Below are 23,781 nucleotides of genomic sequence, written 5' to 3' on the forward strand. Positions count from 1 at the left end.
TGTGCTTGACGCTTATAGAAATCGGCGCTTGAACAGAAGTTCAGCTGATTTTTCAGTTATGACACAACTTTTTTACATCGCGAAGCTTTGCACATCGCCGGGCGTTTGTCCCAGCAGTGGCAGGATGTTTTTCAAGGACTGGGGATCGGCGCTGGTCCAGAATCTGGCGTGGCGATTCGGGCCGGCAGCGAGCAGATCGCGCTCGGCCAGCAGGCGCTGAAGTTGCCGGGCCACGGCGGCGCCGGTGTCGATCAGGCTGATGTCGTCGGGGAGCATCGTCTTGAGCAGCGGCTTGAGGAACGGATAGTGGGTGCAGCCGAGAATGATCGTGTCACAACCCGCGCCCAACAGCGGTTCGACATAGCGGTGAAGCAGCTCGCGCAATTCGGCGCTGTGCAGGTCGCCGCTTTCGATCAGCTCCACCAGCCCCGGGCATGGCTGGGTGATGACCCGGATATCGGTGGCAAAACGGTCGAGCAAAGCCGCGAACTTCGCGCTCTGCAAGGTGCCGGTGGTGGCGAGGACGCCGACCACGCCGCTGCGTGTCGCCGCTGCTGCCGGCTTGACCGCCGGCTCCATGCCGACAATCGGCCAGTCGGGAAAATCACGCCGCAGATCGGCAACGCCGGCCACGGTCGCAGTGTTGCAGGCGATCACCAGCGCCTTGGCGCCCTGCTCGCGGAAAAAACCGGCCATCACGCTGCAACGCTGACGGATGAACTCCGGGGATTTCTCGCCATAAGGAATGTGCCCGCAATCGCCGAGGTACAGCAGCGATTCATTGGGCAGCAGCTGCTGGATTTCCGCCAGCACCGACAGGCCACCGACGCCGGAATCGAATACGGCGATCGGCGCTTCACGCATGGTGCGAACCACAGACGCTGCATCCCGGATCACGCTTGACCCGCAGCTCACGGAATCGCGAGCCCAGTGCATCGATCAACAGCAGGCGCCCCACCAGTGGCTCGCCGAAACCCGCCAGCAGCTTCAAGGCTTCCAGCGCTTGCAGGCTGCCGACCAGCCCCACCAGCGGCCCGACCACGCCGGCTTCGCTGCAAGTCAGTTCGGCTTCGCTGCCGTGACCGTACAGGCAGTGGTAGCAGGGGCTCTCGGCGCGACGCGGGTCGAATACCGACAGCTGTCCTTCGAGACGGATCGCCGCGCCGCTGACCAGCGGTTTGCGCGCCGCCACACACGCGGCGTTGACCGCTTCGCGGGTGGAGAAGTTGTCCGAGCAGTCGAGCACCAGATCCACCGCTGCCACGGCGGCGGCGAGAGAATCCTCGTCCAGTGCCTGACGATGGGGCACCAGTTTGATTTCAGGATTGATCGCGCTCAGGCGCTTGAGCGCCGAGTCGACCTTGGTCATGCCGACGCTGTCGGTGTCGTGGATGATCTGGCGCTGCAGGTTGGTCAGGTCGACCGTGTCGAAATCCGCCAGATGCAACTCGCCGACGCCCGCCGCCGCCAGATACAAGGCCACCGGCGCGCCGAGACCGCCGAGGCCGACGATCAGCACGCGGCTGTCCTTGAGCTTCAACTGGCCATCGATGTCGATGTGTTGCAGGAGGATCTGCCGACTGTAGCGCAACAATTCCTGATCATTCAGCACGGCAGGCGCCCCAGGCTGATCCGTTGATGGCCGCCCAGATCGGTGCGGCTGTGGACTTCTTCGAAACCTTGCGTCAGCAACAGATCGCGTACGGCTTCGGCTTGATCATAGCCGTGTTCGAGCATCAGCCAGCCACCGGCCTCCAGATGCGCCGGCGCCTGGGCGATGATCAGACGCAGATCGTCGAGCCCGTCGATGCCGGCCACCAAGGCGCTTTCCGGCTCGAAACGCACATCGCCTTGCACCAGATGCGGATCGGCGGCGCGGATGTATGGCGGGTTGCTGATGATCAGCTGGAATCGCTTGCCTTCGAGGGCACTGAACCAGTGACTGCTGAGCACCGTGGCGTTGTTCAGGTGCAAGCGCTGACGGTTGCGCTCGGCCAGGGCCACGGCTTCCAGTACGCGATCCACAGCGGTGACGCTCCACGCCGGACGCTCGCTGGCCAGGGCCAGGGCAATCGCCCCGCTGCCGGTGCCGAGGTCGAGAACCCTGGCCGGGGTCGCCGGCAGCAATTCCAGTGCGGCTTCCACCAGCAGTTCGGTGTCCGGGCGCGGAATCAACGTATGCGGCGCGACTTCCAGATCCAGCTTCCAGAAACCCTGCTGGCCGAGAATGTAGGCCACCGGCTCGCCGCTGCGGCGGCGTTGCAGGTATTCGGTGAAGACCAGCACGGCTTCGCTCGGCACGATGCGCTCGGGCCAGGTGTGGAGAAAACTGCGGGACTTGCCCAGCGCCGCAGCGAGGAGCAACTCGGCGTCCAGGCGTGCGGTGGGCGAGTCCGGCAGTTCGGCGGCGCGCAACAGGCTGGCGATGATGGTCATTTATTCACCTATCGCTGCCAGTTGGTCGGCCTGGTATTCGGCCAGCAACGGCTCGATCACCGCTTCGACGCCACCGGCGAGGATTTCGTCGAGGGAGTACAGGGTGAGGTTGACGCGGTGGTCGGTGACCCGTCCCTGGGCAAAGTTGTAAGTGCGGATACGCTCGGAGCGGTCGCCGGAACCCACCAGCAATTTACGCTCGCTGGCGATGGCGTTGGCCGCTGCGGTGGTCTGCTGATCGTTGAGCTTGGCCGACAGCCAGGCCATCGCCCGTGCACGGTTCTTGTGCTGGGAACGTTCTTCCTGGCACTCGACCACGATGCCCGTCGGCAAGTGGGTGATACGGATGGCCGAGTCGGTCTTGTTGACGTGCTGACCACCGGCCCCGGAGGAACGGTAGGTGTCGACGCGCAAGTCCGCCGGGTTGATCTCGATCGCTTCCTGCTCGTCGGGCTCCGGCAACACGGCCACGGTGCAGGCCGAGGTGTGGATGCGGCCCTGGGATTCGGTGGCCGGCACGCGTTGTACGCGGTGCGCGCCGGACTCGAATTTCAGCTTGCCGTACACATTGTCGCCTTCGACCCGGGCGATGACTTCTTTATAGCCGCCGTGTTCGCCTTCGTTTTCCGAAAGGATTTCCACGCGCCAGCCACGTTTTTCGGCATAACGCGAGTACATGCGAAACAGGTCGCCGGAGAAGATCGCCGCCTCGTCGCCACCGGTGCCGGCGCGGATTTCGAGGAACACGTTGCGCCCGTCGTTGGGATCCTTGGGCAGCAGCATGCGCTGCAAGGTGGCTTCCAGCTCGATGAGTTGCTCTTTGGTTTCGCGCACTTCTTCCACGGCCATTTCGCGCATGTCCGGGTCGCCGTCCTTGAGCAGCGCCTGGGCGCCTTCCAGATCGGCCTGGGCCTTGAGCAGCTGTTTATAGGCTTCGACGACCGGCTCGACTTCGGCGTATTCCTTGGAATAGGCGCGGAATTTGGTCTGGTCGGAAATGACTTCGGCGTCGCCGAGCAGCGCCGTCAGTTCCTCGAAACGGTCCTGGAGGATATCCAGCTTATTGAGCAGTGACGCTTTCATTGCGGTTTTTTATCCGAAAAGCTATCCGGTGAGCCCTCGAGGGCAAAGAGTTCCTGGGCCATGGCCAGCGCATCGAGGCGGCCTTCGGCAGAAAGCTTTTTCAACTGAACGCTCGGGGCGTGCAGGAGTTTATTGGTCAGGCCACGGGCCAGCTGGCCCAGCACGTCCTCGGCGTTGCCGCCGTTGGCCAGCAGACGCAGGGCCTTTTGAAGTTCTTCGTCGCGCAGGCGTTCGCTCTGTTGACGATAGGCCTTGAGCACGTCGACCGCCGCCAGCTCGCGCAGGCGCACCATGAAATCGTCGGCGCCGACCGAGACCATCTCTTCGGCGGCTTGCGCTGCGCCCTGACGGCTCTTGAGGTTTTCGGCGACCACTTCGTGCAGATCGTCGACGCTATAGAGGTAAACGTCGTCGAGTTCGCCGACTTCCGGTTCGATATCCCGTGGAACGGCGATGTCGACCATGAAGATCGGTTTGTGCTTGCGCAGCTTCAGGGCGCTTTCAACGGCACCCTTGCCGAGGATCGGCAACTGACTGGCGGTGGAGCTGATGACGATGTCGCTGCGCACCAGTTCCGCCGGAATGTCCGACAGCAATACCGCGTGGGCGCCGAACTGTTCCGCCAGCAGGCTGGCGCGCTCCAGCGTGCGGTTGGCCACCACGATACGCTTGACCCCCAGATCATGCAGATGGCGGGCGACCAGGGTGATGGTCTCGCCGGCGCCGATCAGCAGGGCCTGGCTGCGTTGCAGGTCACTGAAAATCTGTTTGGCCAGGCTGACCGCGGCAAACGCCACGGACACCGGGTTCTCGCCAATGGCGGTGTCGGTGCGCACTTGCTTGGCAGCGTTGAACGTCGCCTGAAACAAGCGCCCGAGCAGCGGCCCGATGGTGCCGGCCTCGCGGGCCACGGCGTAGGCCGATTTCATCTGGCCGAGGATCTGCGGTTCGCCCAGCACCAGCGAGTCGAGCCCGGAGGCGACGCGCATCATGTGACGAACTGCCGCATCATCTTCATGCACATAAGCACTCGCGCGCAGCTCATCGAGGCTTAAATGGTGATAGTCGGCCAGCCAGCGCAGCACGATATCGGCCGAAAGCTGATCCTGTTCTATATACAGTTCACTGCGATTGCAGGTGGAAAGGATCGCAGCTTCGCGGCTGTCGGTGAGTCGGCAGAGCTGCTGCAAGGCCTCCACCAGCTGCTCAGGGGTAAAGGCCACGCGCTCGCGGACGTCTACTGAAGCAGTCTTGTGGTTGATACCGAGTGCAAGGAAGGCCATTCAAGGTCGCTGATGGTGACGTGAAGCCGGCAATTGTCCTACTTCGTCAGATTCAGAACAACTACCGCTGACTATTGTCCCAATTGTCGGCCCCTATAATGGCCACAATCGAGACTCGGTTATGTTTGGCCGAAGGCTTGTGTCATGATGATCCGACCGCAGGTTAGTCGTCCTCTTCCTATATGAATAGATCTTCCGCGTTGCTCCTTGCTTTTGTCTTCCTCAGCGGCTGCCAGGCCTTGGCCCCCGTTTCGCACGATGGCACCTCATCGGTCGAAGACACCACGCCAGCCCCTGAAAAGCCCAAGGTTTACAGCTCGTTCAGCCAGGAAACGGTGTTCAGCCTGCTGAGCGCCGAACTCGCTGGTCAGCGCAATCGTTTCGACATTGCCCTGGACAACTACGTGACCCAGGCCATCAACACCCAGGACCCGGGTGTTTCCGAGCGGGCGTTCCGTATTGCCGAGTACCTGGGCGCGGATCAACCGGCGCTGGATACCGCACTGATCTGGGCGAAAAACGCACCTGACGACCTCGAAGCGCAACGCGCCGCCGCCGTGCAACTGGCACGCGCCGGGCGTTATGACGACTCGATGGTCTACATGGAGAAAGTCCTGCAGGGCAAGGGCGATACCCATTTCGACTTCCTCGCGCTGTCGGCCGCCGACACCGATCAGGAAACCCGCAATGGCCTGATGAAAAGTTTCGACCGTCTGCTGCAGCGTCACCCGCACAACAATCAGCTGATTTTCGGCAAGGCCTTGCTGATGCAGCAGGATGGCGACACCAAAGGTGCGCTGACCCTGCTCGAAGACAATCCGCCGGACGACGGCGAAATCGCCCCGATCCTGCTGCGTGCCCGCCTGCTGCAAGGGCTGAACCGTGGCGACGAGGCCCTGCCCCTGCTGCAGAAGAACATCAAGAAGTACCCGGACGACAAGCGCCTGCGCCTGACTTACGCGCGGATGCTGGTGGAACAGGACCGGATGGACGATGCCAAGGTCGAGTTCTCCACGCTGGTCCAGCAATACCCGGAAGACGACGAACTGCGTTACTCGCTGGCACTGGTGTGCCTGGAAGCCAAGGCCTGGGACGAGGCCAAGGGTTACCTGGAAGACCTGATCGCCCGGGAAAGCCATGTCGATTCCGCGCATCTGAACCTGGGGCGCATAGCCGAAGAACGCAACGACCCGCAAGGCGCACTGATCGAGTACGCCCAGGTCGGGCCGGGCAACGACTATCTGCCGGCGCAACTGCGTCAGGCCGACATCCTGATGAACAACGGCAAGACCGCCGAAGCCCAGAGCAAACTGGCCGCCGAACGTGATGCGCAGCCGGATTACGCGATCCAGTTGTACCTGATCGAAGCCGAGACCCTGTCCGCCAACAATCAGGGCGACAAGGCCTGGAAAACCCTGCAACAGGCATTGCAACAGTATCCAGACGATCTGAATCTGCTCTACACCCGGGCCATGCAGGCGGAAAAACGCAATGATCTGGCGCAGATGGAAAAAGACCTGCGCCTGATCATCAAGCGCGATCCGGACAATGCCATGGCCCTCAACGCCCTCGGCTACACGTTGTCCGACCGCACAACCCGCTACGCCGAAGCCAAGGCGCTGATCGAGCAGGCGCACCAGATCAATCCGGAAGACCCGGCGGTACTCGACAGCCTCGGCTGGGTGAATTTCCGCATGGGCAACCTGGATGACGCCGAGAAGTATCTGCGTCAGGCGCTGGAGCGCTTCCCCGATCACGAAGTCGCCGCTCACCTGGGCGAAGTCCTGTGGACCAAGGGTAACCAGCGCGAAGCCAAACAAATCTGGGGCAAATTCCTCAAGGACCAGCCCGACAGCACCATCCTGCGCAGCACCATCAAGCGCCTGACCGGATCCGAGACTCTTTAACTCATGTTTTTGCGCCACGTCATCGTTTTCAGCTTCATCGCCCTGCTCGCCGGTTGCGCGGGTTTTGGCGCCCGCGAATCCGTCGAAGGCCATGGCAGCCCGGCACAATGGGCCGCGAACAAACAGCAACTGAGCGGCCTCGACGGCTGGCAGATCGACGGCAAGATCGGCATCCGCGCCCCGAAAGACTCGGGCAGCGGCACGCTGTTCTGGCTGCAACGCCAGGATTATTACGACATCCGCCTGTCCGGCCCGCTGGGTCGCGGCGCAGCCCGTTTGACCGGTCGCCCGGGCAAGGTTTCGCTGGAAGTCGCCAACCAGGGCCGCTATGACGCGCAGTCGCCGGAAGTCCTGCTGGAAGAACAGCTGGGCTGGAAACTGCCGGTATCGAACCTGTCCTGGTGGGTGCGTGGCCTGCCGGCCCCGGCCAGCAAGAGCCGCCTGACCCTCGATGCCGGCAGTCGCCTGGCCAATCTGGAACAGGACGGCTGGCAGGTCGAGTACCTCGGTTATGCCGAACAGAATGGTTACTGGCTGCCCGAGCGGATCAAACTGCACGGCACCGATCTGGACGTGACGCTGGTCATCAAGACCTGGCAACCGCGTAAATTGGGGCAATAAGCATGACCGCTCCACGCCTGACGCTGCCTTCTCCGGCCAAACTCAACCTGATGCTGCACATCCTCGGTCGCCGTGAAGACGGCTATCACGAATTGCAGACGATTTTTCAGTTTCTCGACTACGGCGACGAAATCACCTTTGCCGTCCGCGACGATGGCGTGATTCGCCTGCACACCGAATTCGACGGCGTGCCCCACGACAGCAACCTGATCGTGCGTGCGGCGAAAAAACTTCAGGAACAATCCGGTTGTTCGCTCGGCATCGATATCTGGATCGACAAGATCCTGCCGATGGGCGGCGGTATCGGTGGCGGCAGCTCGAATGCGGCGACCACCCTGCTCGGACTCAATCATCTTTGGCAGTTGGGCTGGGATGAAGATCGGCTGGCAACACTGGGGCTGAGCCTGGGCGCCGACGTGCCGGTGTTCGTCCGTGGCCACGCGGCTTTCGCCGAAGGTGTCGGCGAGAAACTGACCCCGGTCGAGCCCGCCGAACCGTGGTATGTCGTGCTCGTACCGCAAGTCTCTGTTAGTACGGCAGAAATTTTTTCAGATCCATTGTTGACACGTAACACGCCGCCCATTAAAGTGCGCCCCGTTCCCGAGGGAAACAGTCGAAATGACTGCTTGCCGGTGGTAGCAAGGCGTTATCCAGAAGTACGTAACGCATTGAATTTGTTAGGTAATTTTACCGAAGCAAAACTCACCGGAACTGGAAGTTGTGTGTTTGGGGGCTTCCCAAGCAAAGCTGAAGCTGATAAAGTCTCGGCCCTTCTGACAGAGACCCTTACAGGGTTTGTAGCAAAGGGAAGCAACGTTTCGATGTTGCATCGCAAGCTGCAAAGTCTGCTCTAAAGGAACCAAGTGCCCGGCACTTGCAAGCAACAGATACAGGGGCGTCGCCAAGCGGTAAGGCAGCAGGTTTTGATCCTGCCATGCGTTGGTTCGAATCCAGCCGCCCCTGCCATTTTCTATACTCATCCAGGTTACCCTCAGCCTCTAGGTACTGCGCGTGTCCAAGATGATGGTCTTTACGGGGAACGCTAACCCCGATCTGGCTCGGCGTGTCGTACGTCAGCTGCATATCCCTCTCGGTGACATCTCTGTCGGTAAATTCTCCGACGGCGAAATTACAGCCGAGATCAATGAAAACGTTCGCGGTAAAGACGTTTTCATTATTCAGCCGACTTGCGCTCCGACCAACGATAACCTGATGGAACTGGTAGTGATGGCTGATGCCTTCCGCCGCTCCTCGGCTACTCGTATCACTGCTGTTATTCCTTATTTTGGTTATGCCCGTCAGGATCGCCGTCCGCGTTCCGCACGTGTGGCTATCAGCGCGAAAGTCGTTGCTGACATGCTTACCGTAGTCGGCATCGACCGTGTTCTCACGGTTGATCTGCATGCTGACCAGATTCAGGGTTTCTTCGATATTCCGGTAGATAACATCTACGGCTCCCCGGTTCTGGTGGATGACATCGAAGATCAGCGCTTCGAGAACCTGATGATCGTGTCCCCGGACATTGGTGGCGTCGTGCGTGCACGTGCCGTTGCCAAGTCGCTGGGCGTGGATCTCGGGATCATCGACAAACGCCGTGAGAAAGCCAATCACTCTGAAGTGATGCATATCATCGGTGATGTCGAAGGGCGTACCTGCATCCTGGTCGATGACATGGTCGATACCGCCGGCACCCTGTGCCACGCGGCCAAGGCCCTGAAAGAGCATGGCGCAGCCAAGGTCTTTGCCTACTGCACACACCCTGTGCTGTCGGGTCGGGCCATCGAGAATATCGAAAATTCCGTGCTGGACGAGCTGGTGGTCACTAACACCATCCCGCTGTCCGCAGCAGCACAAGCCTGTGCACGTATCCGTCAACTGGATATCGCACCGGTTGTTGCCGAAGCGGTTCGCCGCATCAGCAATGAAGAATCGATCAGCGCGATGTTCCGCTAAGGGCCCTGCCCTTCTCGAAATGTCTCGTTGACGAAAAGCGCCCCGCCCCAACACTCATGTTGGGGCGGGGCTTTTTTGCCCATGCCGCTTTGACGTCGGTCGCAGACGTCGCCCGGACATGGCTATTTTGGAGATACAAAATGACTGATTTCATCCTGAACGCCGAAGCGCGTACCGACCTGGGGAAAGGTGCGAGCCGCCGCCTGCGTCGTCTCGCCAGCCAGGTTCCTGCCGTTGTCTACGGTGGTGACAAGGCTCCTGAGTCCATCATGATGCTGGCTAAAGAAGTAGCCAAGCTGTTCGAAGACGAGGCTGCTTTCAGCCACGTCATCCAACTGAACATCGGCGGCGTCAAGCAAGACGTGGTTGTTAAAGCCATGCAGCGTCACCCGGCCAAGCAGTTCATCATGCACGCCGACTTCGTACGCGTTGTTGCCGGCAAGAAACTGACTGCTGTTGTTCCAGTGCACTTCATCAACGAAGAAGCTCCGGTCAAGAAAGGCGGCGAGATCTCGCACGTAGTTGCAGAAATCGAAGTTTCCTGCGAAGCCAAAGACCTGCCTGAGTTCATCGAAGTCGACCTGGCCAAAGCCGAAATCGGCACCATCATTCACCTGTCGGACCTGAAAGCTCCTAAAGGTGTTGAGTTCGTTGCTCTGGCACACGGCGATGACAAGGCTGTTGCCAACGTCCACGCTCCACGTGTTGCTCCAGAAGCTGCCGAAGGCGCTGCAGAGTAATCACTCTGTAAAGCCGGAGTGAACAGGTAACATCGCGGACTGGAACGTAGCGAGAAAGCGGGCGGGAACGCGGAGTTTACATCCATGGTAAATGAGCATTTTTCGTCCACTTTCGCCGCCTTCCCCGATCGCGGCGATGTTATCCACCACTCCAAGGAAGGGCCCCTATCGTGACTGCCATCAAACTGATCGTTGGCCTGGGAAATCCAGGTGCCGAATACGAACAGACCCGGCATAACGCAGGGGCCCTTTTTGTTGAGCGCATCGCCCACGCACAGAACGTGAATCTCGTGGCCGATCGCAAGTATTTCGGCCTGACCGGGCGTTTTTCGCATCAGGGTCAGGACGTTCGTCTGCTGATTCCCACCACCTACATGAACCGCAGCGGCCAGGCCGTGGCGGCACTCGCCGGTTTCTTCCGCATCAAGCCCGAAGAAATCCTGGTGGCACACGACGAACTCGATCTGCCTCCGGGCGTCGCCAAGCTCAAGGTTGGCGGCGGCCATGGCGGTCACAACGGGTTGCGCGACATCATTGCGCAATTGGGTAATCAGAATACGTTCCACCGCCTGCGGCTTGGCATCGGCCACCCGGGCGTCGCCAGTATGGTTTCAAATTTCGTCCTGGGTCGTGCGCCACGCGCCGAACAGGAAAAACTCGATGCCAGCATCGACTTTGCCCTCGGCGTGCTGCCGGATATCCTCGCCGGTGAATGGAACCGCGCGATGAAAAACCTGCACAGCCAGAAGGCCTGACTCTAATCCGAGGGGAAACACCATGGGATTCAATTGCGGCATCGTCGGCCTGCCTAACGTCGGCAAGTCCACCCTGTTCAACGCCCTGACCAAATCCGGGATCGCGGCCGAGAACTTCCCCTTCTGCACCATCGAGCCGAACAGCGGCATCGTGCCGATGCCGGATCCACGCCTGAATGCTCTGGCGGAAATCGTCAATCCAAAGCGCATCCTGCCGACCACCATGGAATTCGTCGACATCGCAGGCCTGGTGGCCGGCGCGTCGAAAGGTGAAGGCCTGGGCAACAAGTTCCTGGCCAACATCCGCGAAACCGACGCCATCGCTCACGTGGTCCGCTGCTTCGAAGACGAAAACGTGATCCACGTTTCCAACAGCGTCGACCCGAAGCGCGACATCGAAATCATCGACCTGGAACTGATCTTCGCCGACCTCGACAGCTGCGAGAAGCAACTGCAGAAAGTCGCGCGCAACGCCAAGGGCGGTGACAAGGACGCAGTGGCCCAGAAAGCCCTGCTGGAGCAATTGATCCCGCACTTCACCGAAGGCAAGCCTGCGCGCAGTCTGATGAAGAACATGAGCGCCGACGAGAAGGCGATCATCAAGGGCTTCCACCTGCTGACCACCAAACCGGTCATGTACATCGCCAACGTCGCTGAAGACGGTTTCGAGAACAACCCGCACCTGGACGTGGTCAAGGCCATCGCCGAAGAAGAAGGCGCCATGGTCGTTCCGGTCTGCAACAAGATCGAAGCGGAAATCGCCGAGCTGGACGACGGTGAAGAGAAAGACATGTTCCTCGAGGCCCTGGGCCTGGAAGAGCCTGGCCTGAACCGCGTGATCCGCGCCGGCTACGAAATGCTGCACCTGCAGACCTACTTCACCGCCGGTGTCGAAGAAGTCCGCGCCTGGACCGTCCGCGTCGGTGCCACCGCACCACAAGCCGCCGGCGTGATCCACACCGACTTCGAAAAAGGCTTCATCCGCGCCGAAGTGATCGCCTACAACGACTTCATCCAGTACAAGGGCGAAGCCGGTACCAAGGAAGCCGGTAAATGGCGTCTGGAAGGCAAGGATTACATCGTCAAGGACGGCGACGTGATGCACTTCCGCTTCAACGTGTAAAAGCTGCACCCAAGAAAAAGCCGCGTTTGATACGCGGCTTTTTTGTGCCTGAAATTCAGCCCGTCAGGCCTTTTTGGTTCTCGGCAGGAAGATCGCCAACACCCCGAACAACGGCAGGAACGAGCACAGGAAGTACACGTATTCGATGCCGTGAATGTCCGCCAGATGCCCGAGCAACGCCGCGCCAATCCCGCCAAAGCCGAACATCAGCCCGAAGAACACCCCGGCAATCATCCCGACATTGCCCGGCACCAGTTCCTGCGCGTACACCACGATGGCCGAGAAGGCCGACGCCAGAATGAAGCCGATCACCACACTCAGGACAGTGGTCCAGAACAGATCAACATGGGGCATGAGCAGCGTGAATGGCGCAACGCCAAGAATCGAAAACCAGATCACCGCCTTACGGCCGATCTTGTCGCCAATCGGCCCGCCGAAGAACGTGCCCGCTGCCACCGCGCCAAGGAACAGGAACAGATGCAGCTGCGAACTGGCCACCGACAGGTCGAACTTCTCGATCAGGTAGAAGGTGAAGTAACTGGTCAGGCTGGCCATGTAGAAATACTTGGAGAACACCAGCAACCCGAGCACCACCAATGCACTGACCACCCTGCCCTTCGACAGTCCATGAGTGGCAGCCTGGCCGGCCTTGAGCTTGAACAGGTTCAGGTGATGGGCGTACCAGCGGCTGATGCGGTACAGCACGAACAGCGCAAACACCGCGAACAGCCCGAACCACGCCACGTTGCCCTGTCCGAAGGGAATGATGATCGCCGCTGCCAGTAACGGGCCGAATGCCGAACCGGCGTTACCGCCGACCTGAAACGTCGATTGCGCCAGACCGAAACGCCCACCGGAAGCCAGCCGCGCAATACGAGAAGCTTCCGGGTGAAAGGTCGAAGAACCGATACCGATCAGCGCTGCCGCCAACAAAATCAGCGGGAAACTGCCGACCATCGACATCATCACAATCCCGACCAGCGTGCACACGGAACCAGCCGGCAACAGCCACGGTTTCGGATGCCGGTCAGTGTGATAACCAACCCACGGCTGCAACAGCGAAGCGGTCAATTGAAAGGTCAGGGTAATCAGGCCGACCTGAGTGAAGCTCAAGCCATAGTTGGCCTTGAGCATCGGATAGATCGATGGCAGCACTGACTGGATCAGGTCGTTGATCAAATGCGCCAGCGCCACCGCGCCGATGATGCGCATTACCAGTGGACTGCTTTGGGGAGGAGCGGACGCCGACGCAGCGGCGGTCTGAACGTTGCTGATAGCCATGGGAGTTTCCGTACAGCAGATGGGTGCACGCAGGCAGGTGCGTCAATGTGCCATTTTTCGGTGCGCCAGCGCCATCCCCTTAGCCAGCTAACGAACTATTCATTCATCGCAGCAAACGTGATAGCGCAAAGCCATGGTCTGATTCTTGCCTTGCTTCTCCGCTTGAACGCGGCCCCCTTACAAAGGGGATCGAGAATGGGAAGTTCTGCTACAGAGTCTGCCTACAGAGCGGACGAGAGTGGACTTTCGAAGCCTTTTAGCAGGGCACGGATCGCGCTCGCAAAGAGCGCGGCGCACGCCAATGGTGCGTGGTGTCCAGAGGAGTCATGGGGCATGCAGGCTTTCTTGTTACCGGGGATCAAATTGCTGGGGCGGTTTGGCTTCGCGCGTAAATTCCAGTTGTTGTTTCTGCTGTTCATTCTGCCGTTGGCCGGCAGCCTGTTGATGATCGGCCAGGACTATCGCGTCAAGCTCAACCTGATTTCCGGCGAACGTGCCGGTGTGCGGCAGTTGCTCGCCCTCGATGCGCTCGACAACCTGCTCGCCGCTCAGCGCGACCGCGCAGCTCGCTGGCGTGCCACGGAAACCAACCGCCAACCGACGCCCGCCACCCTCGCGGCCATGGCTGCATTCGATGCCGTCCAACCTGCCGTCGCTCAGGCTACAGTGGATCTGGGCAATGCCTTGCAAGCCGAAGCCGCCGAAGGTGAAACCCTGGCCCGCTTCCAGACCCTGCAAACCGCGCTCGGTGGTCTGGACTCCAAGAGTCTGGCCGGCATCGGCTGGTGGCCGGACGGTTACGATCGCTTCACCAACGCCCTCAGCGCCCTGCAAGCGTTGCGCGAACAGATCGCGATGGACAATCGCCTGATCCTCGCGCCGTGGCTGGAAACCTATCTGCTGACACAGATTTCCACCCAACATGCACCGGACCTGATCGAACGGGTCGGCCGACTCGCAGCGGTCGGGCAAGCATCCGTAGTCTCCGGTCAGTTCACCCTGCAAAGTCGCCTGCAACTGCGGGACCTGCGCAGCCGCATCGGCGATGCCCGCGAGCAGCTTGTCAAAACGGCAAGCCTTCTGGAGGCGCGGCTGCCGAACGATCTGCAAGGCTGGGCCGGGCAATATCACGACAGCCTCAAACAATTGGATGCCGGTTTGAAGGTGCTGGATGACGGCGTGTTCGGCGGCAGCATCAATCTCAAACCGGAAGACTTCGAACGCAGCCTCGATGCCCTGCTCGGCAATCTCGCCACGCTGCGTCAGCAATCACTGGTGGCGCTGGATCAACGACTGGACGATTACCACGGTTCAGCGATCCGTCAGTTCATTGTGGTCGCAGCGGTGTTCGGTTGCCTGTTGCTTGCGGCGCTGTACCTGTTCGTCTGCCTGCAATCCTCGATCCGTCGCAGCGCCAGCGGCATCACGGTGCTCGCCGAAGCGTTGCGCGACGGCAATCTGAGCCTGCAAGTGCCTGTCGTGGGTCGCGATGAGCTGGCCTCGATCAGCACCGCACTCAACGTGGCCGTGGTGCAACTGCGCACCAGCCTGCTGGGCGTCGATCACGAAACCTCGCAACTGAGCCACGCCGTGCGCAGCCTCAACGATCACTCCAGCGGTGCTCTCAGCGAGGTCGAAGCCCAGCAATTGCAGATCAGCCAGATCGCTGCCGCCGCCACGCAATTGGCGGCCACCTCTCAAGGCGTCGCGCAGAGTTGCGAACAGGCCTCCGGCAGCGCCCAACAGACCCGGCGCATCGCCACCGACAGCAGCCGCGACAGTCAACGCACCACCGCGAGCATTCAACAGCTCAATCAGCGTCTGAACGAAACGGCAGCAGCGCTGGGCCGGGTCAGCGAGCAAGGGCAGCAGATTCAACTGGTGGTCGACACCATTCGCGGCGTCGCCGAGCAGACCAACCTGCTGGCGCTGAACGCCGCCATCGAAGCCGCTCGCGCCGGTGAACAGGGTCGCGGTTTTGCTGTGGTGGCCGACGAGGTGCGCAGTCTCTCGCAGCGTACGCAATCGTCCACTGCGCAGATTGCCGGGACGGTCGACAGCCTGCGCAACACGGTCAATGAAGCGGTGAGCCTGATGGAGGCGGCCTGCGGCCAGGCGCAATCGGATGCCGAAGCCGTCACCGGGCTTGGCGAACGTCTGGGGGAAATTGCCAGCGCCGTACAGAGCGTCACCGACACCCTCGCCCAGATCGCCACGGCGGTGGAAGAACAGGCCAGCACCGCCGATGAGGTCAGCGGCAATATCCAGCAAGTCGATCAGGCCGCGGTTCGCCTCCTCGACGGCGCGCGGGCCGTCAACCTGGCGGCAGACACCTTGAGCCAGGGCAGCAAGGCCTTGAGCGACAACACCGCACGCTTCCGGCTCAGTTGATCAACGCTTCGGGGAAGTCCTTTTCCAGTTCGGACTTGAGCCATTGAATGAACCACGCCGCATCCGCCGACAGCTCGGCGGACGGCGTCAGCACCCGATAGCTTTCCAGCTTCACCTGAGCGTCCACTGCGCGCACCAGTTTGCCGGACCTGAGTTCTTCGCGGACCAGCACCTCATTGGCCAACGCGATGCCCTGCCCGCTCTCGGCCACCGATAACGCGTGATCGTTGTTGACGTAGAGCATGTCGGAATTGAGGTGAATATCCAGGTCATGGGCGGCGAACCACAGGTTCCACCACTCGCCGTCATCGACGTGGATCAACTCGTGCCGGACCAGATCGGCCGGGCCGCCGAGCGGTTCGATGCTTGCCAGGTATTGCGGGGTGCAGATCGGAAACACGCGGGGGCAGATCAACGCTTCACGGGAGTCCGCGTACTGCCCGTCGAGGCCGTAGACGATGCCGAGATCGGCGCTTTTGCCATCCACTTCGGTGAAGGTCGAGTTCGGTTCGATGGCAAACTTCAGCCCCGGGCGCAGGTGACGCATGGCCTCGATGCGCGGCATCAGCCAGCGCTTGGCAAAACCCGGCACCACCATGATCCGCAGCCAGCGCTCGGCCTCTTTGGGGCGCGCCTCCTTGCCGGCCTCGATGATCAACTGCAGGGCGGCCGCGATCTTGCGGTGGTACTTCTCACCGGCCGGCGTCAGGGTGACACCGCGCGACGTGCGTTCGAACAGCTGAATGCCCAGCCAGTCCTCCAGCAATTTCACATGCCGGCCAATCGCCGGCTGAGTCACGTGCAAGGCTTTCGACGCCTCGACATAGCTGCCCAGGCGGGCAGCGGCATCGAACGCACGCACTGCATTGAGTGGCGGCAAACGGTGGTCGGGCATGTTCCTGGCACCTGTCGGTATTAAATTAACTAACACCTGCCATGTTTAAATTGAAGTTTCGTCCCGCGCAACCCCTCGCCGATAATCGAGCCACAGCAGAACAACAAAACAGCTGGTTTCACCCCGTACGCAATCTCGATCCTGCCCAGAAAAATAATATCCATGGCCCGACAGATTCGCTGACCGACAGCGCAATCGCAGGCGATGGGGGAATCGGAGGTAACGCATGAATGCCCTGCATTCGCTGCAAACGCTGGCGGTGTCGATCCGCTCGGTGCGCAAGGTCTACGGCGATCCGTCCACCGGTCCGGTGGCGTTGAAAAACATCGATCTGGATATCCGCGACAACGAATTCTTCACCCTTCTCGGCCCCTCCGGCTGCGGCAAGACCACGCTGCTGCGGATGATTGCCGGGTTCGAGTTTCCGACCCAGGGCGAGATCCTGCTCTACGGCGAAAACATCGCCGAACGTCCGCCGTTTCAGCGCCCGGTCAACACGGTGTTCCAGCACTACGCACTGTTCCCGCACATGACCATCGGCGAAAACCTGGCCTTCGGCCTTGAATCGCACCCGATGGGCAAGGTCCTGAACAAGGCGCAGATCGCCGAGCGCGTCCGCGAGATGCTTGCCCTGGTGCAGATGGAGCGTTTCGCCCATCGCAAACCGGCGCAACTCTCCGGTGGCCAGCAGCAGCGCGTCGCCCTCGCCCGCGCTCTGGCGCCGCATCCCAAGGTCCTGTTGCTTGACGAGCCGCTGTCGGCACTTGATCTCAAGCTGCGCCAGGCCATGCGCGAAGAGCTGAAAACCATCCAGGCCAGGACCGGCATCACCTTCATCTTCGTCACCCACGACCAGGAAGAAGCGCTGACCATGTCCGACCGCATCGCCGTGCTGTCCGAAGGCGAAGTGCAACAAGTCGGTCGCCCGGAAGACATCTACGAACGGCCGCGCAATCGCTTCGTGGCCGACTTCATCGGCGAAACCAACTTCATTCAGGCCAGCGTCACTCGGGTCGAGAACGGCATGGCGTGGTTCGCCGGGCCGGCCGGACATCCGCTGCCGGCGCAACCGTGCAACGACGTGCAACCGGGTGCCAGCGTGACGCTGTCCGTGCGCCCCGAACGCCTGCATCTGGTGCCTGCCAACACGGAGGCGGCGTTGCCGTGCCGGGTCGAAGCGCAGATTTATCTGGGCACCGACCTGCAATACCAGGTCAGCCTCGGCGACGGTTCGCGCCTCACCGTGCGCACGCCCAACTGCGTCGATCAGAGCCTGCGTTTTGCCGTGGGCAGCCAGGCCGGTCTGTTGTTCGACCGGGGAAGCGCCAGCGTCCTGCACGATTGAACCCGAGGAGTTGCCATGCACGCCTTACCGATAACCAACACGCTGGAACGCCGACGGGCGTTCCAGAGCTTCCTCGGTGTCAGCCCGGCGCTAATCGCCATCGCCCTGTTTCTGGTGGTGCCGATCCTGATCGTCATCGGTTATTCGCTGATGGAAGCCAACCCCTATGGCGGGGTCAACAAGGTGTTCAGCAGCGACGCCTACACCTCACTGCTGTTCGAACGGCAAATGGACGACAGCCTGGCCTTCGCCGACTCCTACCTGATCATAGCCCTGCGCTCGGTCGGAATTGCCGGCCTGACCACCGTCATCACCTTGCTGATCGGTTTTCCGGTGGCGGTGTGGCTGGCCATGCAACCGGCACATCGGCGTGGTCTGTTGATCTTCCTGATCACCGTGCCGTTCTGGGCCAACCTGCTGATCCGCACTTATGCGTGGATTCTGTTGCTGCGTAACACCGGGGTGATCAATAACAGTCTGATGGGCCTGGGTGTCATCCATGAGCCGCTGCAGTTGCTGTACACCGACGGCGCCGTGCTGTTGGGGCTGGTTTATACCTATGCGCCCTTCGTGGTTCTGCCGATCTACGCCACGCTGGAAAAAATGGATATCCGTCTGCTCGAGGCCGCTCAGGACCTGTATGCCGGACGCCTGCGCACCTTGCGCAAAGTGGTGCTGCCGATCGCCAGACCGGGAATTCTCGCCGGCGCCATTCTCACCTTCGTGCCGTGCCTCGGCGCGATGATCGCCCCGGAACTGCTCGGCGGCGGCACGCGGATGATGCTCGGCAACCTGATCTTCCGGCAGTTCAGCGATGCCCGTAACTGGCCGTTCGGCGCGGCGCTGTCGCTGGTGCTGATGGCGGCAGTGATGCTGGTGCTGACAGTTTATGCCTTGCGCGCCGAACGCCAGCGCATCGCCAAAGGAGGTGCGTGATGATCGGTCTGTTCAAACGCAAGGGACTGGGCGTCCAGGATTTCCCCGGATTCGGCGGTTTCAGTTTCCTGTTCTACCTGTACCTCTACGCGCCGATCGTGGTGCTGGTGGTGTTCTCGTTCAACGCCAACCAGTCGGCCACGGTATGGACCGGCTTCAGCCTCGACTGGTATCGCGCCGCGTTCGCCAATCAGGCGCTGCGCCAAGCGGCCGGCAACAGTCTGCTGATCGCGGTGTGCGCCAGCATGGTCGCCACGGCGATTGCCACCCTCGCAGCCCTCGGCACCTCGCGGGGTGCGAAGTTCAAGGGCCTGCAACTGTCGATGGGCGCGATCATGCTGCCGCTGGTGCTGCCGGAAATCGTCGTTGGCGTCGCCACGCTCGCGCTGTTCTCCACCATTGGCCTGTCCCTCGGCTACGGCAATCTGATCATCGCCCATACGGTGTTCTGCATTCCGTTTGCCTACCTGCCGATCCGGGCCCGACTGAACGACATGGACCTGTCGCTGGAACAAGCCTCGGCCGACCTGTATGCCGGGCCGTGGCGGACCTTTCGCAAAGTCACTCTGCCGTTGCTGATGCCGGGGATTTTCTCCGGGCTGATGCTGGCGTTCATCGTCTCGCTGGATAACTTCGTGATCTCGATGATGGTCTCCCAGGCCGGCACCACGACCCTGCCAATCTTCATCTTCGGCCTGTTGCGCATGGGCGTGACACCCGACGTCAACGCCGTGTCGACCCTGATCCTGGGCGTCTCGGTGCTGTTTGTCAGCCTCTCTTACCTGCTGGGCAAAAAGAACGCCTGAACCTTCCAAGAACCGTGGGGAAATAGCATGAGCAAGTGGATAAAAAGCGTCGGTACTTCGTTGTTTCTGACTGTGCCGCTGGTCATGGCCGGGAGTGTTCAGGCCGCCGAAAAACTTAACGTGGTGAGCTGGAGCGGTTACTTTTCACCGGAGATTCTCGCCAAATTCCAGAAGCAGACCGGCATCGAAGTCACCGTCGACTCCTACGACTCCAACGAGACGCTGCTGGCCAAACTGAAACAGGGCGGCGCCGGTTACGACGTGGCGATTCCCTCGCACCAGTTCATTCCGATCCTGATCAAGGAAAACCTGCTGGAGCGCTTCGATCCGGTCAAGGAGCCCTACTACGCCAGTGTGGTCGACAACCTGAAAAAACCGAGCTGGGACCCGGAAGGTGCCTATTCGGTGCCGTTCATCTGGGGCTCCACCAGCGTGGTGCTCGACAGTGGCCGCTACAAAGGCCCGGCCGACAGTTACAAGGTGCTTTATGAGCCGCCGGCCGAGTTGCAGGGGCGGATCAACATGTTCGATTCGGTCAGCGACATGGTCGACATGGCCAGCCTGTACCTGAACATTCCGCTGTGCAGCGAAGACCCGAAACAGATGCAACAAATCCTCACGCTGCTCAAGGCGCAGAAGCCATTCGTCAAAACCTACAGCTCCAAGGCCGGCTCGATCCGCGAGAACCTCGCCTCGGGCGAAATCGATATGTCGATGTTCTGGGGCGGTTCGTCAATGCGCGCCCGCGAGATGAAACCGAGCCTGAAATACCTGTACCCGAAAGAAGGGGTGCTGGCCTGGGTCGACAACATGGTCATCCCCGCCGGCAGCAAGAACCCGGCGAATGCCAAGGCGTTCATCGCGTTTCTCAGCCAGCCGGAAAACTCGGCGATGACCCAGAACTTTCTCAAACATCAGAGCCCGATCAAAGGCGTCGAACCGTTCCTCGATGCGAACCTCAAGGATGCACCGGAACTGCATATTCCCGAGGGCACCCACGTGGTGTTCAGCAAGACCTGCGGTGAAGGCGCGATCCGTCTGGCCGATCGCCTGTGGACCAACCTGATGCGTTGATTTCTACCGCCCCGGCACGAGGCCGGGGCGTTTTTCCAGCCGTCTGAAGGGCGCCGTCGTCATGAACTCCAATAACATCAGCGAACTGGTCCTGTTGCCGGCCATCGAGCTCGCCGAACGCATCCGCCTGCGTCAGGTTTCCTGCCGCGAAGTGATGCAGACCTATCTTGCCCACATCGAACGGTTCAACCCGTCAGTCAACGCATTGATCAGCCTGCAGGCGCCGGAAGATCTGCTGGCCCAGGCCGACACACGGGACGCCGAACTGAGCCGGGGCCAATACCGGGGCTGGATGCACGGCCTGCCCCACGCCATCAAGGATCTGTCGCTGACCTGCGGCATCCGCACCACGCTGGGCTCACCGCTATTCAAGAATTTCATTCCCGAGCGTGACGGCATCATGGTCGAGCGGATCAAGGCTGCCGGCGCGATCATCATCGGCAAGACCAACACACCGGAATTCGGCCTCGGTTCGCAGAGCTACAACCCGTTGTTCGGGGCCACCGGCTGCGCCTTTGACCCGAGCAAAACCGCAGGCGGCAGCAGTGGCGGCGCAGCGGCGGCGCTGGCGATGCATCTGGTGCCGGTGGCCGATGGCAGCGACATGATGGGCTCGCTGCGCAACCCGGCAGCGTTCAACAACATCTTCGGCTTCCGACCGTCTCAGGGACGCGTACCGTTCGACGACAGTGCCGATCTGTTCTTCGATCAACTCGGCTATGAAGGGCCCATGGCGCGCAGTGTGCGTGATGCCGCAATGCTGCTGTCGGTGCAGGCCGGCGGCGATGCGCGGGCGCCGTTGTCGATCCGTGAATCCGGAGAGGTCTTTACCGCACCGCTGGAGCGCGACTTCACCGGCACCCGGATCGGCTGGCTCGGCGACTTCAACGGGTATCTGCCCATGGAGAACGGCATCCTCGCGTTGTGTGAAAAGACGTTTGCCGACTTTGAAAGCCTGGGTTGTCATATCGAGCCGGTGCGTCCGGAATTTGCTCCTGAGAAACTGTGGAGCAGCTGGCGCACCTTGCGCCACTGGATGGTCGCCGGCTCCCTGGGCGCGGCGTACGCCGATCCGCAGAAACGGGCGCTGCTGAAACCGGAAGCCTGCTGGGAAGTGGAAAACGGTCTGAAGCTCTCGGCCAGCGAAGTGTTCGCCGCCTCGGTGGTGCGCAGCGACTGGTATCGGGCGATCTCACGCTTGTTCGAACAATACGATTATCTGCTGCTGCCCAGCGCGCAGGTCTTCCCGTTCGACAAGTCGCAGGCGTGGCCGACCACGATCGAGGGTGTGAACATGGACACTTATCATCGCTGGATGGAGGTGGTGATTCCCGGCACGTTATCCGGTTGCCCGGTGGCGAACGTCCAGGCCGGCTTCAATGCCCGGGGGTTGCCGATGGGGCTGCAGATCATCGGCCGGCATCAGGCAGACTTCGCCGTTCTGCAACTGGCGCACGCGTATGAGCAGGCCAGTCGCTGGTTCCAGCGCTGCCCTTCGCCACTGTTGAACGCCTGATTTTGATAAACGGTTGAAAGCGTAGAAAAAATTTTGAAATTTACGCTTGACGCTTTTCCATTTCAGGGGAATAATGCGCGCCACTTGGCTACATAGCTCAGTTGGTTAGAGCATAGCATTCATAATGCTGGGGTCCGGGGTTCAAGTCCCTGTGTAGCCACCAAGTACTAAAAACGGCTTACCGAAAGGTAGGCCGTTTTTTTATGCCTCGAGAAAAGTGCCCTCCCCACTGGACCGGTATGAATCTGTAGGAACCGGGTGCGAAAGGCGTACGAAGAGGATTTTTCGTTCGCTCAGGCACCAGCATCTGCGCAAGTCGATTTGATCGCCATCCCGCTCGACCGACACGCTCCCCTGTCTCGATTCCAGGACAGACAGGGAGTGGTCATGGACCTCAACAAATTCCTTTTCGACGATGAGTGGCGTCGAAAACGCCCGAGCGAGAACGCGACATGGATCGGATGGACTCCACCCCCGCCACCAGAACCCGTTTATATCCGGACAGACGAATGGCCCACCCCGAAGCCCCGCGACGATCTGGTATTTGCCAAATCCTGCACACCGGATAACTGGTGCCGAACGGAGGCCGGCACAGCCCCCGAACCCGTCTCAAGTTTCGGCAAGGTCATGGTCGCGGGCGCCATGCGCTTTCCCGCTGCCAGTACCGCCGCAGCCAAGGCCATCGGCGCCGATCTGGCCCTGGGGCGCATGGCGGGCGGTGGAATCCTGCAGCAACGCCTCAATTGGGCAATACGAGGCGCCGGCGGCCCGGCCAGTGTGTTCATCCTCGGGATGCTGCCGACCCGAATGGGCGACGGCACGCTCTACACCGACGATCAGCTACGCACCTTGTCTCGCGCACCCACTCGCGTGCGCTTCCAGTTCCGACGCGATGCCGAGGGCGTCATGCAGGTCTACGGCATTCACACCGGAGCCTCGGGCGACGACTCGGTGCGTACCGTAAAAGTCGAGTGGAACAGCGACAAGACCGCCATGGAGGCCAGGCTCAACGGCATCACCATTCTGTGGACGCCGCAACGCGGGCCGCTGGGAGCGATGCCGCCGCTGGTTTATCCGGAACACGGCGAACCACTGAGCACGATCCTCGTCCACCCGATCGCCGCGAACACCGACAGCCAGATAGAAATCCTGCCCGGCGAAGACATCACCGCCGAAGACTGCATTCTGGTGTTTCCGGCGGAAACCGGGCTGAAGTCGTTGTATGTGGTGTTTTCGAAGCCGGCGAGATTGATGCCGGGGACGGTGACGGGGGTTGGGGAGGATGTTGCCGGTGTATGGCTTGACCATGCCCGGGCGGGATCTGGCGCGCCAATCCCAACAAGCATTGCCGATTCGCTAAGAGGCCGTGAATATTCCAGCTTTGATTCATTCAGGCGCGCCTTCTGGGCCGAAGCCTCAAAAGATACCAGGCTAGCCGGGCAGCTCAGCGAAGACAGCCTGGAGCGCATGCGCAACGGAAAGGCACCTCGCGCCCGATTAGCTGATGCAGTCGGCAAGAGAATCTCTCACGAAATTCATCATGTGGAACTGATATCTCAAGGCGGCGAGGTCTATAACGTTGACAACCTCAGAGTCCACACCCCCAAAAATCACGTCGAAGTACACCAGGATTGAG

Annotated in this window: 21 protein-coding genes and 2 tRNA genes; 16 read left to right on the forward strand and 7 right to left on the reverse strand. The window is 60.9% G+C overall.

Annotated elements, in window-relative coordinates; genetic code table 11:
* Positions 1–72: 72 nt before the first annotated feature.
* From murI to hemA, 5 genes are read right to left on the reverse strand one after another with little or no spacing between them, the layout of a single operon-like run.
* Entirely contained in the window at positions 73–864 is a 792-nt protein-coding gene (murI, locus tag IF189_RS23680) for a glutamate racemase (RefSeq protein ID WP_134828085.1), read from the reverse strand.
* A complete protein-coding gene (locus IF189_RS23685) occupies positions 857–1,612 on the reverse strand; it encodes a molybdopterin-synthase adenylyltransferase MoeB (RefSeq protein ID WP_085733619.1) in 756 nt (251 codons plus the stop codon). The genes murI and IF189_RS23685 overlap by 8 nt, the downstream gene beginning before the upstream one ends.
* Complete coding sequence (gene prmC / locus IF189_RS23690) at positions 1,606–2,436, reverse strand: peptide chain release factor N(5)-glutamine methyltransferase (protein ID WP_134828086.1); 831 nt, start codon at positions 2,434–2,436, stop codon at positions 1,606–1,608. The genes IF189_RS23685 and prmC overlap by 7 nt, the downstream gene beginning before the upstream one ends.
* On the reverse strand, positions 2,437–3,519 hold the full coding sequence (gene prfA, locus IF189_RS23695; RefSeq protein WP_114885501.1) for a peptide chain release factor 1: 1,083 nt from the start codon (positions 3,517–3,519) through the stop codon (positions 2,437–2,439).
* A complete protein-coding gene (gene hemA / locus IF189_RS23700) occupies positions 3,516–4,802 on the reverse strand; it encodes a glutamyl-tRNA reductase (protein ID WP_085700892.1) in 1,287 nt (428 codons plus the stop codon). Before hemA ends, prfA begins: the two co-directional genes overlap by 4 nt.
* Before the next feature lie 182 nt (positions 4,803–4,984).
* Here hemA and IF189_RS23705 point away from each other — a divergent pair, with 182 nt between their 5' ends.
* The 8 genes from IF189_RS23705 (at position 4,985) to ychF (ending at position 11,901) form a co-directional block, all read left to right on the forward strand.
* Positions 4,985–6,709: a tetratricopeptide repeat protein gene (locus IF189_RS23705; RefSeq protein WP_134828087.1), complete on the forward strand. Its 1,725-nt coding sequence runs from the start codon at positions 4,985–4,987 to the stop codon at positions 6,707–6,709.
* Between the two features lie 3 nt (positions 6,710–6,712).
* Positions 6,713–7,330 (forward strand): lipoprotein insertase outer membrane protein LolB, encoded by a 618-nt coding sequence (gene lolB / locus IF189_RS23710; protein WP_192552353.1) that lies wholly within the window; start codon positions 6,713–6,715, stop codon positions 7,328–7,330.
* A 2-nt stretch (positions 7,331–7,332) separates the two neighbouring features.
* Complete coding sequence (gene ispE / locus IF189_RS23715) at positions 7,333–8,184, forward strand: 4-(cytidine 5'-diphospho)-2-C-methyl-D-erythritol kinase (protein ID WP_134828089.1); 852 nt, start codon at positions 7,333–7,335, stop codon at positions 8,182–8,184.
* Between the two features lie 37 nt (positions 8,185–8,221).
* A tRNA-Gln gene (locus tag IF189_RS23720) sits at positions 8,222–8,296 on the forward strand.
* Positions 8,297–8,341: 45 nt separating this feature from the next.
* Positions 8,342–9,283 carry a ribose-phosphate pyrophosphokinase gene (locus tag IF189_RS23725; RefSeq protein WP_003171603.1) on the forward strand — a complete coding sequence of 314 codons (942 nt, stop codon included), beginning with the start codon at positions 8,342–8,344 and terminating at the stop codon, positions 9,281–9,283.
* Positions 9,284–9,423: 140 nt separating this feature from the next.
* The gene (locus IF189_RS23730) at positions 9,424–10,023 is read left to right on the forward strand and encodes a 50S ribosomal protein L25/general stress protein Ctc (protein WP_085709289.1); all 600 of its coding nucleotides are present in this window, start codon (positions 9,424–9,426) and stop codon (positions 10,021–10,023) included.
* A 170-nt stretch (positions 10,024–10,193) separates the two neighbouring features.
* Positions 10,194–10,778 carry an aminoacyl-tRNA hydrolase gene (gene pth, locus IF189_RS23735; RefSeq protein ID WP_007951726.1) on the forward strand — a complete coding sequence of 195 codons (585 nt, stop codon included), beginning with the start codon at positions 10,194–10,196 and terminating at the stop codon, positions 10,776–10,778.
* Between the two features lie 22 nt (positions 10,779–10,800).
* Positions 10,801–11,901: a redox-regulated ATPase YchF gene (gene ychF / locus IF189_RS23740; protein ID WP_085709288.1), complete on the forward strand. Its 1,101-nt coding sequence runs from the start codon at positions 10,801–10,803 to the stop codon at positions 11,899–11,901.
* 63 nt (positions 11,902–11,964) lie between these two features.
* Here the strand turns inward: ychF and IF189_RS23745 are convergent, their stop codons facing one another.
* A complete protein-coding gene (locus IF189_RS23745) occupies positions 11,965–13,182 on the reverse strand; it encodes an MFS transporter (protein WP_085733612.1) in 1,218 nt (405 codons plus the stop codon).
* A 333-nt stretch (positions 13,183–13,515) separates the two neighbouring features.
* Between IF189_RS23745 and IF189_RS23750 the strand changes: the two genes are divergently transcribed.
* Positions 13,516–15,573: a methyl-accepting chemotaxis protein gene (locus IF189_RS23750; RefSeq protein WP_192552354.1), complete on the forward strand. Its 2,058-nt coding sequence runs from the start codon at positions 13,516–13,518 to the stop codon at positions 15,571–15,573.
* Here the strand turns inward: IF189_RS23750 and IF189_RS23755 are convergent.
* A complete protein-coding gene (locus IF189_RS23755; RefSeq protein WP_134828092.1) occupies positions 15,566–16,468 on the reverse strand; it encodes a LysR substrate-binding domain-containing protein in 903 nt (300 codons plus the stop codon). The two genes, IF189_RS23750 and IF189_RS23755, sit on opposite strands and share 8 nt — an antisense overlap.
* Before the next feature lie 226 nt (positions 16,469–16,694).
* Here IF189_RS23755 and IF189_RS23760 point away from each other — a divergent pair, with 226 nt between their 5' ends.
* The 7 genes from IF189_RS23760 to IF189_RS23790 all read left to right on the forward strand — a co-directional run bounded on the left by IF189_RS23760 (position 16,695) and on the right by IF189_RS23790 (position 23,780).
* The gene (locus IF189_RS23760; RefSeq protein ID WP_134828093.1) at positions 16,695–17,813 is read left to right on the forward strand and encodes an ABC transporter ATP-binding protein; all 1,119 of its coding nucleotides are present in this window, start codon (positions 16,695–16,697) and stop codon (positions 17,811–17,813) included.
* A gap of 15 nt (positions 17,814–17,828) precedes the next feature.
* The gene (locus IF189_RS23765) at positions 17,829–18,749 is read left to right on the forward strand and encodes an ABC transporter permease (protein ID WP_085709284.1); all 921 of its coding nucleotides are present in this window, start codon (positions 17,829–17,831) and stop codon (positions 18,747–18,749) included.
* Positions 18,749–19,555, forward strand: a complete 807-nt coding sequence (locus IF189_RS23770; RefSeq protein ID WP_085709283.1) for an ABC transporter permease — start codon at positions 18,749–18,751, stop codon at positions 19,553–19,555. The genes IF189_RS23765 and IF189_RS23770 overlap by 1 nt, the downstream gene beginning before the upstream one ends.
* Before the next feature lie 27 nt (positions 19,556–19,582).
* A complete protein-coding gene (locus IF189_RS23775) occupies positions 19,583–20,629 on the forward strand; it encodes an extracellular solute-binding protein (RefSeq protein ID WP_192552355.1) in 1,047 nt (348 codons plus the stop codon).
* A 61-nt stretch (positions 20,630–20,690) separates the two neighbouring features.
* On the forward strand, positions 20,691–22,145 hold the full coding sequence (locus IF189_RS23780) for an amidase (RefSeq protein WP_192552356.1): 1,455 nt from the start codon (positions 20,691–20,693) through the stop codon (positions 22,143–22,145).
* A gap of 86 nt (positions 22,146–22,231) precedes the next feature.
* A tRNA-Met gene (locus tag IF189_RS23785) sits at positions 22,232–22,308 on the forward strand.
* Positions 22,309–22,532: 224 nt separating this feature from the next.
* On the forward strand, positions 22,533–23,780 hold the full coding sequence (locus IF189_RS23790) for an S-type pyocin domain-containing protein (RefSeq protein ID WP_192552357.1): 1,248 nt from the start codon (positions 22,533–22,535) through the stop codon (positions 23,778–23,780).
* Position 23,781 lies beyond the last annotated feature (1 nt).

It is taken from the genome of Pseudomonas sp. IzPS59, from assembly GCF_014863505.1.
GTDB lineage: Bacteria > Pseudomonadota > Gammaproteobacteria > Pseudomonadales > Pseudomonadaceae > Aquipseudomonas > Aquipseudomonas kribbensis.